Here is a 13,940-nt window from a genome sequence, read left to right as displayed (position 1 = left end):
GGGTTTCTCTTGGTCGAAAGATCCGATCACTTGGAGGGCTATTAGTTCAACATTTCTTATCCCGAGTTCAGGTTAACTAAATCGAATAAAAGTAAAGGGACGCATTGGCGTCCCTTTGTTATGTTTAAACGGCTTAAATACTAAAGCTTAGGCTTAGCTTGCCGCTTTCATGCTTGCCAATACGCGATCTGCCGCTTCTAAGGTTAAGCGCATCTCTTCTTCGCCATGAGCCATTGACAGGAAGCCAGCTTCATAGGCACTTGGCGCTAAGTAAACACCTTCATCTAGCATGCCGTGATAGAAAATACGGAACTGTTCGATATTACATTGGGTCACTTGATCGAAACGAGTGATCTCGAGTTGTTCCGTGAAGAAGAAACCGAACATGCCACCAACATAGTTGATCGCCATTGGAATACCGTGCTTATCCGCAGCCGCTTTAAAGCCTTCTGCAATACGTTTGGTTTTCGCGCTCAGTGCTTCGTACAGACCTTCTTCACACAGGGCTTCCATTTGTGCCAGACCCGCTGACATCGCAATGGGGTTACCCGATAACGTACCCGCTTGGTAAACCGGACCCGTAGGGGCGATAAATTGCATCACATCTTTACGGCCACCGAAAGCCCCCACTGGCATGCCGCCACCAATCACTTTACCAAGTGTGGTTAAGTCTGGTGTGACGCCGTAGTAACCTTGAGCACCACTTAGTGATACGCGAAAACCTGTCATCACTTCATCGATAATCAACAGCGCGCCAAACTCATCACACATATCACGCAGGCCTTGAAGGAAACCTGGGACAGGTGGAATGCAGTTCATGTTGCCAGCAACGGGCTCGATGATGATGCAAGAAATCTCAGTTGGATACTGTTCGAACAGGGTTCTAACTGAATCTAAATCGTTATACACAGCGGTTAAGGTGTGCTTGGCAAAATCTTCAGGAATACCGGGTGAGCTAGGTTGACCTAACGTTAACGCGCCAGAACCGGCTTTCACTAACAGGCAATCTGCGTGGCCGTGGTAGCAGCCTTCAAATTTTAAGATCTTGTCACGATTGGTAAAACCGCGTGCTAAACGGATAGCACTCATAGTGGCTTCTGTACCTGAACTCACCATGCGTACTTGCTCGATAGAAGGCACCATAGAGATGACTTTTTCGGCCATTTGCACTTCAAGCTCAGTTGGCGCACCAAAAGATAAGCCATTTTCTACCGCTGCTAATACAGCTGCACGGATTTTAGGATGGTTGTGGCCGAGGATCATCGGGCCCCAAGAACCGACATAGTCGATATAAGCTTTACCATCGGCATCGTAAATATAAGCGCCGTTAGCTTTTTCAATAAACAGGGGCGAACCGCCTACACCATTAAATGCACGAACCGGAGAGTTAACGCCGCCGGGGATGGTTTTTTTAGCCTGTTCAAATAGCGCTTCGGAACGGGTCATGTTTAGTCCTTAAAGTCTGTAGCCAATTAGCGATCGGCTTTACGTGAATACCAATTAACCGGACACTCATATTTTTCGAGTTGATTATCAACGCCGAGTGTCAATGCAAACAAAGCCATGCGAATTAACAGCCCATTATCCGCCTGTCTGAAGATAGCAAGATTGGGATGGCTATTTAAATCATTATCTAACTCATTGGCTTGCGCCCGTGAATCCCTTGGAAGCGGGTGCATAATGACTGTGTTAGATTTGCAATGCTGAGTGTAAATACTGCGATTTAAGCGGAACTTGCCGCGATACTTATTTGCTTCTTCCTGTGAAGGGAAGCGTTCTTCTTGAATGCGAGTGAGATACAAAATATCTGCTTTATCTAAATGGCCTTCAAGTTGGTCGGTTATTTTGATGCTATGGCCAGCATTTTCAATGTCGGAGATCACATAATCAGGCATAGCTAATTCAGCAGGTGAAATCAGTGTGAAACTGATGTTCTTATACATGCAGAGTAAGCGCGACAGTGAATGCACAGTACGGCCAAATTTTAAGTCGCCGACCATAGCGATGTGCATGCCATCGATACCGCGGCCAGCACACTTGAGTTCTTTTTGGATAGTATATAAGTCGAGCAAGGCTTGGGTCGGATGCTCGTTCGAACCATCGCCGCCGTTGATCACTGGGACGCGGCTGCCTTCAGCAAACTCTTTGACCGAGTAAGAGTCTGGATGGCGCATGGCAATGACATCAGAATAGGTGGATAACACCCGCGCCGTATCGTACAGGGATTCACCTTTAGATAAAGACGATGAAGCCATGCCTGTGGTTTCACGTACATGGCCGCCGAGCAAGTTAAAGGCACAACCAAAACTCACGCGGGTACGGGTACTAGGTTCGAAAAACAGGTTACCTAAAATGGCTCCATCGAGCACATTATTGCGCTTCTCTCGAAGTGCATAGGGCATCATGCGGCTAGCGACATTAAAAATAGTTTGGATTGAGTCAAGATCTAACTGGTTTACGGAGAGGATATGGGATCCTTCGAACTGATTCATCAGCCTGTTTTCCAATTTGCTAGGGGGCATTTTAAGCTGCATTATCGCGCTTATCTGCCCTGATGTTATGTAGGGTGGCTGAGGCGCGATTGTAGCAGAAGCACTGGGGCAACGAAATAGCCACATTACCACTGTGTTAGATTTTTGCGATGAAGCCCAAAGCTTTTAATCTGCCGCCTCAGGTTTTGAAGCGATATTAGGCTTGGCCTGAACGAATCTCCTGTTGTAGGTTCGACCAACTGATCACTCCAACCACATTGTCTGGTGTATCTTGATAGATAAACACCTCACCGCAGCGTTTGGGTGACAATAGTGAATAGACTTCATTGAGGGTGGTGCTGTCGCTTAGCCCTTGCATGGGATGGCGTGATAGCGTGGTACTGTCATCATAGGATTGCATTTCAAGACTAAGCATTTCGATAATGCCATCGGCATTGCGGACTAGCACAGGGCGACCTTCGGCGCGTTTTAGCACTTCGAGTAACAATTCATCGTTGTTATTGACGATAACAAAGCGTTTATCCATTAAGGCTCGCACGCCTTTTTTCTGCAGTGCTAAATTCACGGGGGCGACCTTATAACCTAGTCCCATAATTTCTAATTGCTTAAAGAAAATGGAGTCGGTCTTAAAACCCTGATAAGCAATTAAAAAAGCCGGAATTGTTACAAACATTGCCGGTAAAATAATGCTGGCGTCATTAGTCATTTCTAACAGGGCGACTAAGGCGGCCAGCGGCGCGCTTAAACACACGCCCATCATGGCTGTCATGCCGATCACAGTGTAAAGCCCTACATAAGGGGCGATGGACGGGAATAAGATAGCGCTGATCAGCGCCAAAATCGCCCCTAGCAGCGCGCCGATACCATAAAGTGGACCAATTAAACCGCCGGGAATACCTAAGCCAATCGCCGCAATAGTGGCAATGATTTTGGCAAATAATAGGGCGATTAACAGCAATAGGCTTGGATGTTGGCTAATGGCTTCGCCAATAGCGAGATCGCCTGTGCCAAGGGCTTGTGGCAATACTAGACCTATTAAGGTAGTGACGCTGCCCGCCAGTAATAGTCGGTAAATGAGTGGCCAGTTTTGACCCGTCGCGGTGACTTTTAAGAGTGAGTAATTAAACAGCGCCGCGGCGCAGCCCAATACCACGCCGCCGATGGCGAGAATAGGGTAATGGTCTAAGGGAATATGGATCACTTGAATACGGTCAAATTCGTGCACATTACCAAACACCAGTTGGCTTGAAACTGCGCCACAAATTGCTGATAGCATAATCGGGAAAAAGTAATGGATTTTATATTCACGTACTATCACTTCGAGTACAAAAATCACCGCCGCCAAGGGCGCGTTAAACGTTGCGGCAATCCCTGCTGCAATGCCACTGGCACACATGATGCGTACGCTATTATCGGGAAGATTGAATTTTTCAGCGAGAAAACTTGCACTGACAGCACCCAGATGAATGGCAGGACCTTCACGGCCGACTGAGAAATTTGTACCTAGGGCAAAGAGTGCTTGAAAAAATTGCCCAGCGGCGGATTGTAGGGGGATTTTACCATAATGCAGTTTAACTCTATGTAACACATAGGCTATTCCCATACGTTTGTAGCGTTTGGAGCCCAACTTCGCCACTATCCAAATTAATATTGCGCCTAAAAGGGGTAACAGGGCTCGCCAGTCGGCGACGTTCCCCGTAAAATCCAGCGCCTGTATTTGGGTGTAATGATTAGCCCAAACGAGCAAGAGTCGAAACAGTAAGATCACACAGGATGCAAAAATAGCAAATAACAGTGCCAGTATGCACAGCTGTGCACTGATGCGGGCTTGAGATAAATGGTCACGTAGCTCATTGGTTAAATACTTTTTGGCTGTGACTATGGCATGTTGGATAGCGACTTTATTTATCGTTAATTGCACTACATTGGCCTGAGTTGTATTGTATCGAACTCGTTCTTGAGTTGATTGTATTTTATATAAGGGGCTGTTACCTAATGCCAAATTATCATCGTTGGCTAGATCGGCTGCAAGTGATGGATCTCAAGTATCGTCCATCTTCAGTATATTTATCGCTTTTAGTGTTAGTTTCTATTCTTTTTGGGGCTTGGATAAGTTTTCTGCTATTAAGCAGCGATGAGCCTGTTGTTAAGCATATCAGCAGCAAGACTCAACGCTTGACCGCTGAGTTAGAGGCACAGACCCAACTACTTGCAACCCGAAATTTAGAGCTGTCCGTCGAGCGAGAGGCTAATACCCAAATGCAAGAAATGTTTGGCCAGCAAATGAAAAAGCAAAAAGAATTGGAACATGAGCTGGCATTTTACCGCAGCATTATGACACCGGATGATAATGCTGAAGGTGTCGCTATTCACGGACTTGAAATGACGCTGGGCGCTTTGGCCAATGAATACCATCTCAAGTTGGTGTTGACTCAGTTGCAAAAGCGTAAGCAAGCTATTCAAGGCCGAACAGAATTGACGCTCATTGGTGTGCAAGATGGCAAATCTGTTAGCTTGAGTGTGAACAAACTCACGGGTTCTAAGTTGGAATTTGATTTTCGTTATTTTCAAGTCATAGATACCAAGGTCACTGTTCCTGCTGGCTTTAATTTACAACACGTGAAAGTCAAAGTGCTGGTGCCTTCGAGCCGCTGGACTAAGAATTCGCAGACCGAACATGTCTATAGTGCCCCTGAGTTATTACAGGGTAAAAAAGAACCACGGGTAATACTTGAACAAAACAGTCAGGTAAAGGATAATTTGCCCCAGAAAACTGATGTTAAGAGGTAGTAATGACTGATCAAGCTGATACAGCAATGCCAATCCAATTTACCGATGCGGCAGCCGCTAAGGTGAAAGGTTTGCTGGAAGAAGAGCAAAATCCTGCACTTAAGCTACGAGTCTATGTGACTGGTGGTGGTTGTTCTGGATTTCAGTACGGCTTTACCTTTGATGAAAAGGTCAATGACGGCGATTTTACGATAGAAAAACAAGGTGTTCTCTTGGTTGTCGATCCTATGAGCCTACAATATTTAGTCGGTGGTGAAGTGGATTACACTTCAGGACTGGAAGGTTCTCGCTTCTTCGTGAAAAACCCTAACGCAACCACAACTTGTGGCTGTGGTGCCAGTTTCTCTGTGTAAAAAAGTTTTTCTGTTTAATGATGACTAACTTTGCATCTTTTTAGGCGTAGAGTGAGATCAAAAAAGCCGTCGCAATGACGGCTTTTTGTTGGGCTAAATTTATTTTCTACAAGAGCTTAGCTCATGATGTTCAGGTTAAGCTTAGGTTTAAACCATGCCTTTACCTTTTTATCAAAGGCTATCCAAACTTGCAGTAATGACAAGACGATCAAAGCGATAAAAATCACATAGTCAGGCAGTTTTCCCTGCCATTCACCTAAGTAAACTGTTGTTGGACCTACCACTAAGTTGCCCGGATCGTACATGATCACTGGCAGCATGCTAATCAATCCAAGCTGCACGACTGTGTAGCCGCGCAGCATGATAAGCCCTGCTTTTTGCCGACCGATAATGGCAATCACCATCAGGAGGGTTAGCAGACAAAATAACACCCCTTGTTTAGCGATTAAGCCACTCACTGACGCAACAACATACACTAGCAATAAGGCAATGAGTCGTTTCGGAAAGTGTTGACTCAGTGCTGTACTTGCCTCTGGTGTCGGTATCGCCGATTTTTGCTCGCTCATAGGCATTCTCGTTTAGCGATAGCGATTAGTGGCTTTGCTTAGGCGCTAATCTTTGATCTAACTCATAAGGCGGGATTACCACACCTAAATCATCTAATACTGGGAATACGGCGACAAAGAGGTCGTCATCTTCCATGCCTGGCACCCATCTTTCGTGAAATTCGTCGAGTGGAATCGCTAACGTTTGGCAATCACTCCATTCATCCACAGCCCAAGAATCAGCGGCTTCTTCGGTTGGCCACATTGGGATGCAATCTTCTTCTTCTGTGGTTAACATCACGCAACCGTCTTGATCTTGTAATGTCCAAAGTATTTTGTGTTCTTTAACTTGTTCAACGAGGTAATCGTAACGGGCTTCTGGCGTCATTGCTGCTGTCTCAGCGAGGTTTTTAACAGTCTTGCTCATGAAAAATATCTCTTTTGCTTGGATAGGGCGAAGCCTGTTGTGTCTCTAATGTAAAAACCTAGGGCACAGCAAAATTCGCCAGTTGGCTAAATGGTAACATTAGAGCGGGATTAGAAAAAGAACAACAGCGCCAAGAGAGCGCTGTTGTGTTAGATCTTCGGCTCTTATTCTGCCGCGTGGAAGTAGCGATAGATAAAGCCCGCCAAAATGGCACCGGCAATCGGTGCTACCCAGAACAACCAGAGTTGTGATACCGCCCAGTCACCGACAAACAGTGCAGGGCCTGTGCTACGCGCTGGGTTCACCGAAGTATTGGACACAGGAATACTAATAAGGTGAATTAAGGTTAAACCTAACCCTATGGCAATTGGGGCAAATCCCTTAGGCGCTCGCTCATCGGTGGCACCTAAAATAATAATCAAGAAGAACAGTGTCATAACTATTTCACAAATCATCACCGACAGCATGCTATAGCCACCTGGTGAGTGCTCACCAAAACCGTTAGAGGCAAATCCGCTCGCGAGTGAAAATCCCTCTTGTCCTGAAGCTATGAGATACAAGATGCCTGCGCCCACAATCCCACCCGCGACTTGGGCTACGATATAGGGCAATAATTCTGCTGCCGGAAAACGTCCCCCAGCCCAAAGGCCGAATGACACTGCAGGGTTGAGATGACAACCTGAAATATGGCCAATCGCAAAGGCCATGGTTAATACGGTTAATCCAAAAGCTAAAGCGACGCCGAGTAAGCCTATGCCTACTTCTGGAAATGCGGCGGCAAGTACAGCACTACCACACCCACCAAGGACTAACCACAAGGTGCCGAGAAATTCTGCCGCCATTTTTTGTGACATGTTCATTGTTTGATTTCCTATTCTTTTAAAGACGCTTGTTTGTTAATCAGTGCGTCTTTATTCCTAATTTACCTGCCTATTAACGGATCTTGTCTGAGTGAGCAAAATCGCGCTGTAGACACGAGTTCCCTTAAAACCAGTTTCTTATTGGACGCCTATGAGGCTATTCCTAAGTGTTTGAGCTGTTTAGAGCAATATCCTGTATCCATTTTTACTATAGTGAGACTTGATTAAGCTTCAGTGACGAAACTTTTTTACTCATGCTTCTGTCACTAAATGCTTCAGTAATTAAGAATAGATGGCTTTAAAATAGCTGCTGATTTTCTTGATAAATTTAGGCAGGAAGAGGGGAAAAGATTAGTTTGTCTTTTAAAGACAACAAGAGCTTCATGTAGAAGCTCTTGTTTAGGTTATCGCTTTAGTATTTTGCGAAGGCTAATTACTTAGCGCTAAATCGTCCGCCGAGTACGGCTTCGCGGGAGGCGCCTGTTACTGCTGGGAGATTAGCGGGTAAACCTAAGTGATTGCGCATGGCGAGCCAGGCAAAGGCGATGCCTTCTGCCCACTTAGGATCTACGCCAAGGGCCGAGGTAGTATCCAGCTTATAACCTGGTAATAAGGCTGCAAGACGCTGCATCAGTTGACCATTAAATGCACCGCCGCCACAGACGAATAATTCCCCTTCATTGGATAGTTTTATAATGTCTTGGGCTATGCTGTGGCAGGTTAAATCCAATAAAGTTGATTGAATATCTTCTTCATCTAAATGATTAAAGGGCGATAATTGCTGCTCTAACCAAGCTTGGTTAAACAGTTCGCGACCGGTGCTTTTAGGGTAAGCAAGGGAGAAATACGGATGCGAAAGCAGCTGAGTTAATAAGCTTTGATCAGTTTTTCCGGATGCAGCCCATTCGCCATTTTTATCGAAGGGCTCACTTTTAACCTGTTGCATCCAGGCATCAATTAAGGTGTTGCCTGGTCCTGTATCAAAGCCTAAGACTTCTTCACTATTGCCCGGCAGATAGGTGATATTGGCAATACCACCAATATTGAGGATGACACGTTTTTTACCGACTTGGGCAAAGGTTTGCTGGTGGAATGCGGGTACTAAGGGCGCGCCTTGGCCACCAAGGGCAATATCTTTGCGACGAAAATCGGCAATGACATCTATGCCTGTTTCGGTCGCAATAGTATTAGGATCGCCAATTTGTAAGGTAAAACCCACTTCGAGGTTTGGCATATGGCGCACGGTTTGACCATGGCTACCAATGGCGATGACATCTTCTTTCGCAATAGCACATTTAGCCATCAGATTATTGACTGCTAAAGCAAACAGCTGACCTACATTACGATCTAAACGGCCGAGGCGGTTAATTTCATCTGAGCTGGGTAAGCACAGGCGCTGTAGACCTTTGAGCAAATGGCTCGGAATAGCTTCGGTATGGCTGGCGATAAGCTGCGGCTGCGCGCCTGAAAAGTCGACCAATACTGCATCGACACCGTCCATGCTGGTGCCTGACATAAGTCCAATATAATAAGCGTTTTTCATTGGGAGGAATCCATCCGTCGTTATTGCATTGCCAATTGCGTTTGCTTGTTTTGCGAAAGTGTAGTCATCAATTGCTTGCTAAGTGCATCGAATTGATTTTTTTCTTTTCTCGCAATTGATTCGGATTTCGGTAGCGTAATCGTTCTCGGGTTGCGGTGTACGCCATTGACGATAAATTCGTAATGTAAATGAGCCCCAGTGACACGGCCTGTTTTACCTAAAGTACCAATAATTTGTCCTTGCTTAACGTTGGCGCCTTTGCTGACATTACGTTTTGTGAGGTGTAGATATTTGGTGGTATAGGTATCGTTATGTTTGATAAACACATAGTTACCGTTGAATTGATTATAACCAGACTCAATAACGCGTCCACTACCCGCAGCTTTAATGGGCGTGCCAATGGCTGCGACATAGTCTACACCGCGATGGGCTTTGACTTGGCCTGTCACTGGGTGCAAACGTCTTGGGTTAAAGTTGGAGCTGACATACTTAAAATCGACCGGTGAGCGCAGGAAGGCTTTACGCATGCTAGTGCCATTTTCGGAATAATAGTTACCGTCGGTATAGCGAATGGCAGTATAGCGCTCATCTTGGTTAACAAATTCTGCAGCTAAGATATTGCCATTACGCAAAAATTCACCATCGGCATATTCTTGCTCGTAAATAATGGCGAAGCTGTCGCCTTCGCGTAAGTCTAAGGCAAAGTCGATATCCCAGCCGAATACGGTCGATAATTGTAATATCTGGTTAGCAGACATGCCTGCATCCACAGCGGCATTCCAGAAATTGCTCTTAATTTTGGCACTGGTGAAATGGTTGCGGATTTCCACATCCTTTTCGGAGATTTTTTCGTTGTATTGCTCTTGGCTTTTAGTGATGACTAGCGTGGAAATAGCATCGACCCGATAACGTACTTCAGTCAAATTACCGTTTGCATCCTTTGAAATCACAATTTCTTCGCCCGGCATTATCTTAAGTAAGTTTTGCTTGGCTAAAGGCAACTGGGTGATTTCATAAACGTCTTTGCTGGTTAAGCCAGCGCGGTCAAATACCGCGGCTAAAGTATCACCATTTTTGACGTTAAAATGTTCGACATCTCTGTGGAGAGCGCTTTCGTGGGATCCTGCGGCTTGATTATTAGCTCCAGCTGCAGCGAGCGCATCGGGTGAGGATAACGGTTCAGCCGTTGTCGGAGCATTATCTGTTTGACCTTCTAGTAACTCAGGGCGTTCAGGCGAGCGAAAAGCTAAGGGCACATCATAACGGGTGTTGATTTGAGCTTGGTCATCAATGCTAGTGGTTTGTCTTGAAGCTTGCGCTTCTTCAGAAGGTAGAAGCATGGTTATCATTGTGATAACTGAAAGAATGCTAAGGAGAATTTGATGCTTTTTAGGCAACAATTTAAATAACGTTATAACCTTTCCCATTGACGCCGATACCAATAACCAGAGACTTAAATAATCCCGTTAGTGTACACACTTTCAATTGTGGTGGCTAACAAGTAACATAAGTCTCTTCATTTTATGATCATGGCCTTAGGAGTCCCTGCCGAGATGGCTGATTTAGACCAAGTATTAGCAGAAATTAGACGTGGTACCGATGAGATTTTACTCGAAGCGGATCTGCTGGAAAAACTCAAAGAAGGACGTCCACTCCGTATTAAGTTAGGCGCTGACCCTACCGCTCCGGATATCCATCTTGGACACACAGTAATCTTGAATAAATTAAGATTATTCCAAGAGTTAGGTCATGAAGTCATTTTTTTGATTGGTGACTTTACTGGTATGGTGGGGGACCCAAGTGGTAAAAATAGCACACGTCCGCCGCTCACCCGTGAACAAGTTTTAGCGAACGCAGAAACCTATAAAGAACAGGTTTACAAGATCCTCGATCCTGCTAAGACTCGTATCGAATTCAACTCAAGCTGGTTAGAGCCATTGGGCGCCGCTGGTATGATCCGTCTCGCGTCTAAGCAAACAGTGGCTCGTATGATGGAGCGTGATGACTTTAAGAAGCGTTATGCCTCGGGTCAGTCTATTGCGATTCATGAGTTTATGTATCCTTTACTGCAAGGTTATGACTCAGTTGCGCTGCAGGCCGATGTTGAGTTGGGTGGTACAGATCAAAAGTTCAACCTGTTAATGGGCCGTGAACTGCAAAAAGCCGAAGGCCAAAAGCCACAAGCTGTGATCATGATGCCGCTGCTCGAAGGTTTAGACGGCGTGAAGAAAATGTCTAAATCGGCGCATAACTATATTGGCGTGAGCGAACCTGCCAATGAAATGTTTGGCAAGCTGATGTCAATTTCGGACGACTTGATGTGGCGTTACTTTGAACTACTGTCATTCCGCCCACTGGCTGAAATTGAACAGTTTAAGCAAGATGTGGCGAATGGGTCTAACCCACGTGACACTAAAATCGCCTTAGCTAAGGAAATTATCACACGTTTCCACGATGCAGCGTCTGCCGAAAGTGCGCATCAAGCCTTTGTCGATCGTTCTAAGGGCATGATCCCCGATGATATCGAAGAAATTGAGTTAGCTGCGGGTGAAGGTATTGCGATTGCCAATCTGTTGAAAGACGCGGACTTAGTGTCATCGACTTCAGAAGCGATGCGGATGATCAAGCAAGGCGCGGTAAAGATGGACGGCGAAAAACTAGAAGATAGCCGTGTGACTTTGTTAGCGGGTACTGTTGCTGTATTCCAAGTCGGTAAACGTAAGTTTGCCAAAGTGACTTTGGTATAGTGACGTTGGTTTAGTTAGGTTTACGCTACAGTAAGTTTAAACGAACAAAAAGAGCGCCTTAGGGCGCTCTTTGTTTTTGAATCTTTTGACAATACAAGATTAAGGCGCTGTGCTGGCCTCATGCTCGGCGATATTACATCTGTCGGTGCCAAAGTGTTGCCCACCACTGCATTTCCATGCCAATTGGGCCGAACTTACCTGCCAAAGTTTAGCGTTTTGTTTCAGTGAGATAATCAACAGCATCTGTGGATGCTGCTTGGAAAGCTCGCTCACTTGATAGGTTAAAATGCCGTCTTTATTGGTTTGAGTTCGCACTAAGGTAAATTTGTTGCCTGCATATTGGCTGCTGATTTTATTGGGATCTTCCGACCAAGGCTGATGTTGTGCCTGAGCGGTACGTAGTTGTTGATTAAAATGGCTTACTGGCTGAACGGCGTAGGAAACGATAATGGGCTGTAAGGCCTGTGCTTTGGGGGCCAGTATTAAGCCATTAAGGGCGAGTAGGGCAATCAATCCAAAAAACTTCATACAAACCTCATTGAAACGAAACGGCTCAGTCAATTTTTCAAAGGTGAAATACGCAGTGGTATTGACTCATTGTTAGTTTCGACTCGTTTTTAGGGATCAAGTTTCAAAGACGGATAAATTTTGTGACTACTGCATCGCTAATTGGTCTGACATGGTCTGGTAATCGATTAGGTCGACATGTTCCGTTACTCTGCGATTGAGCATGTCGATCTTAAGGCTTGTCACACCTGGTATCGCAACATCGATGATTTTCCCCGGTTTGCCAAATTGTTCACCTGGACCTTTGAAATGGTAGTTACCTATCATCACCACTAAAGAGCCTGCGTTATACATATGTTCTATGTTGAAGTTGTACTCGAGCACGCCCTCGTGGGCACGCTCAAGGAAGTCGATGATGAAGCGGCCGCCGGTGTATTTGCGGTTGGCGGTTTTGTCGAAGAAGACGCTTTCGCGGTTATAGAATTTTCGCAGTGTCTTATAGTCGTGTTCAGTCAGCGCATTCATATATTTTACGGCTAACTGCTGTTCTTGTGGCATTTCACCTGAGTTGGCTTGCGCCGCTGCAGGATTGAGGGCTGGAACAAAAATGAGGCACAAAATAAAACACAATATTCGCAAACTATTCCCTCTTGGTCTTGAGATCAAAGGCCGGTAATGAAAGATGCCACTTGATGGCACTTAAGCGGATTAACAGGGCACTGGCCATCGCCAGAAACAGCGCCATTTTTTCGCCCATACCGTAGGCTAAGCTCACGGTATAGCCTATACCACCTATGATCGAAGCTGTGGCATAGACTTCTGTGCGTAAGACCATAGGAACTTGTCTACACAGTAAGTCTCGAATAATGCCTCCTCCCACGCCTGTGATCAAGCCCATTACGACGGCAATCATCCCACTCAAGCCCATATTGAGGGCCTTTTCAGCACCTATCACGGTAAAGAGGGCCAATCCAAAGGCATCTGCGACGGGTAAAATATACTCGGGTACCTTACGAGGGCGACGGACTAATAGCAAACAGACGAGCACGGTCGCGAGGATTACTATGATGTAATTCGGGTCGCGGATCCAGAACACTGGCGTTGCACCAATTAAGGCATCACGAATACTGCCACCACCGACAGCGGTAACCGAGGCGAGCACGATTACACCAAAGGGGTCCATTCTATGGCGTCCAGCGGCAAGTGCGCCGGATAATGCAAATACAGCGGTACCCCATAAATCAAAAAAGTAGATCCACTGGCTCATTTACTCATCTCTTTGATATGGATATTTAATGCGTCAACAGAGATGCGGATTTCAATCACAGATAAAATCAGTGAATAGAGCAAGAGCAGTAGGCTAGCGCCAAAAATCACTGAGCCGGTTTTATTAAAGCCGATATAGATAAAAATCATACACAATACACATAGGGCAAAGCTTGACACACCTGCTTCCTGCATTCGACGAATGATCGTAATACGCTGGCTCAGGTTCTTAATTTGATCTTTATGTACGGGTTTTTCACCATTGCTTAAATTTCGGATTAATGCGGCTAAGGCAAAAAAACGATTGGTATAAGCTAAGAGTAACAATGAGATAGCAGGAAATAACAACGCAGGTGTTGTTAATGAAACATGCATGTTTTCGAGCAAGATGGTCAGCCTTTAACTTCACG

At 45.6% G+C, this 13,940-nt stretch carries 14 protein-coding genes and 1 pseudogene; 3 read left to right on the top strand and 12 right to left on the bottom strand.

Going from position 1 to position 13,940, the window contains the following annotated elements:
- Positions 1-153: 153 nt before the first annotated feature.
- From hemL to GWI56_RS03505, 3 genes are all read right to left on the bottom strand, one after another.
- A complete protein-coding gene (hemL, locus tag GWI56_RS03515; protein WP_198572147.1) occupies positions 154-1,446 on the bottom strand; it encodes a glutamate-1-semialdehyde 2,1-aminomutase in 1,293 nt (430 codons plus the stop codon).
- 26 nt (positions 1,447-1,472) lie between these two features.
- Positions 1,473-2,492, bottom strand: coding sequence for an aspartate carbamoyltransferase (locus GWI56_RS03510; RefSeq protein WP_113940696.1), 1,020 nt, complete (start codon positions 2,490-2,492; stop codon positions 1,473-1,475).
- Positions 2,493-2,688: 196 nt separating this feature from the next.
- A complete protein-coding gene (locus GWI56_RS03505; RefSeq protein WP_198572146.1) occupies positions 2,689-4,413 on the bottom strand; it encodes a chloride channel protein in 1,725 nt (574 codons plus the stop codon).
- A 74-nt stretch (positions 4,414-4,487) separates the two neighbouring features.
- Here GWI56_RS03505 and GWI56_RS03500 point away from each other — a divergent pair.
- Both GWI56_RS03500 and erpA read left to right on the top strand, forming a co-directional pair.
- A pseudogene (locus GWI56_RS03500) lies at positions 4,488-5,292 on the top strand (DUF6776 family protein).
- Positions 5,285-5,635 carry an iron-sulfur cluster insertion protein ErpA gene (erpA, locus tag GWI56_RS03495; protein ID WP_006080742.1) on the top strand — a complete coding sequence of 117 codons (351 nt, stop codon included), beginning with the start codon at positions 5,285-5,287 and terminating at the stop codon, positions 5,633-5,635. The pseudogene GWI56_RS03500 and the gene erpA overlap by 8 nt, the downstream one beginning before the upstream one ends.
- Positions 5,636-5,751: 116 nt before the next feature.
- Here the strand turns inward: erpA and GWI56_RS03490 are convergent, their stop codons facing one another.
- The 5 genes from GWI56_RS03490 to GWI56_RS03470 all read right to left on the bottom strand — a co-directional run bounded on the left by GWI56_RS03490 (position 5,752) and on the right by GWI56_RS03470 (position 10,437).
- Positions 5,752-6,201, bottom strand: a complete 450-nt coding sequence (locus GWI56_RS03490; protein ID WP_168823456.1) for a hypothetical protein — start codon at positions 6,199-6,201, stop codon at positions 5,752-5,754.
- 25 nt (positions 6,202-6,226) lie between these two features.
- Positions 6,227-6,607 (bottom strand): DUF2750 domain-containing protein, encoded by a 381-nt coding sequence (locus GWI56_RS03485; RefSeq protein ID WP_028760853.1) that lies wholly within the window; start codon positions 6,605-6,607, stop codon positions 6,227-6,229.
- A gap of 164 nt (positions 6,608-6,771) precedes the next feature.
- Entirely contained in the window at positions 6,772-7,467 is a 696-nt protein-coding gene (gene aqpZ, locus GWI56_RS03480; protein WP_198572145.1) for an aquaporin Z, read from the bottom strand.
- 433 nt (positions 7,468-7,900) lie between these two features.
- Positions 7,901-9,010, bottom strand: coding sequence for an anhydro-N-acetylmuramic acid kinase (locus tag GWI56_RS03475; protein WP_028760851.1), 1,110 nt, complete (start codon positions 9,008-9,010; stop codon positions 7,901-7,903).
- A gap of 20 nt (positions 9,011-9,030) precedes the next feature.
- Positions 9,031-10,437: a peptidoglycan DD-metalloendopeptidase family protein gene (locus GWI56_RS03470; protein ID WP_113940678.1), complete on the bottom strand. Its 1,407-nt coding sequence runs from the start codon at positions 10,435-10,437 to the stop codon at positions 9,031-9,033.
- Positions 10,438-10,563: 126 nt separating this feature from the next.
- On the opposite strand from GWI56_RS03470, the gene tyrS reads away from it, so the two are divergent.
- On the top strand, positions 10,564-11,757 hold the full coding sequence (gene tyrS / locus GWI56_RS03465) for a tyrosine--tRNA ligase (RefSeq protein WP_131523049.1): 1,194 nt from the start codon (positions 10,564-10,566) through the stop codon (positions 11,755-11,757).
- Between the two features lie 99 nt (positions 11,758-11,856).
- Here the strand turns inward: tyrS and GWI56_RS03460 are convergent, their stop codons facing one another.
- The 4 genes from GWI56_RS03460 to GWI56_RS03445 form a co-directional block, all read right to left on the bottom strand.
- Positions 11,857-12,285 carry a hypothetical protein gene (locus GWI56_RS03460; RefSeq protein ID WP_113940677.1) on the bottom strand — a complete coding sequence of 143 codons (429 nt, stop codon included), beginning with the start codon at positions 12,283-12,285 and terminating at the stop codon, positions 11,857-11,859.
- Between the two features lie 126 nt (positions 12,286-12,411).
- Positions 12,412-12,903: a nuclear transport factor 2 family protein gene (locus GWI56_RS03455; RefSeq protein WP_028760847.1), complete on the bottom strand. Its 492-nt coding sequence runs from the start codon at positions 12,901-12,903 to the stop codon at positions 12,412-12,414.
- Between the two features lies 1 nt (position 12,904).
- Positions 12,905-13,531: a trimeric intracellular cation channel family protein gene (locus tag GWI56_RS03450; RefSeq protein ID WP_105249873.1), complete on the bottom strand. Its 627-nt coding sequence runs from the start codon at positions 13,529-13,531 to the stop codon at positions 12,905-12,907.
- Complete coding sequence (locus GWI56_RS03445) at positions 13,528-13,905, bottom strand: DUF2721 domain-containing protein (protein ID WP_012088590.1); 378 nt, start codon at positions 13,903-13,905, stop codon at positions 13,528-13,530. The genes GWI56_RS03450 and GWI56_RS03445 overlap by 4 nt, the downstream gene beginning before the upstream one ends.
- Positions 13,906-13,940 lie beyond the last annotated feature (35 nt).

It is taken from the genome of Shewanella sp. DW31 (assembly GCF_015767295.1).
Classification (GTDB): Bacteria; Pseudomonadota; Gammaproteobacteria; order Enterobacterales; family Shewanellaceae; genus Shewanella; species Shewanella oncorhynchi.
This window is presented reverse-complemented; position numbering and strand designations above follow the sequence as displayed.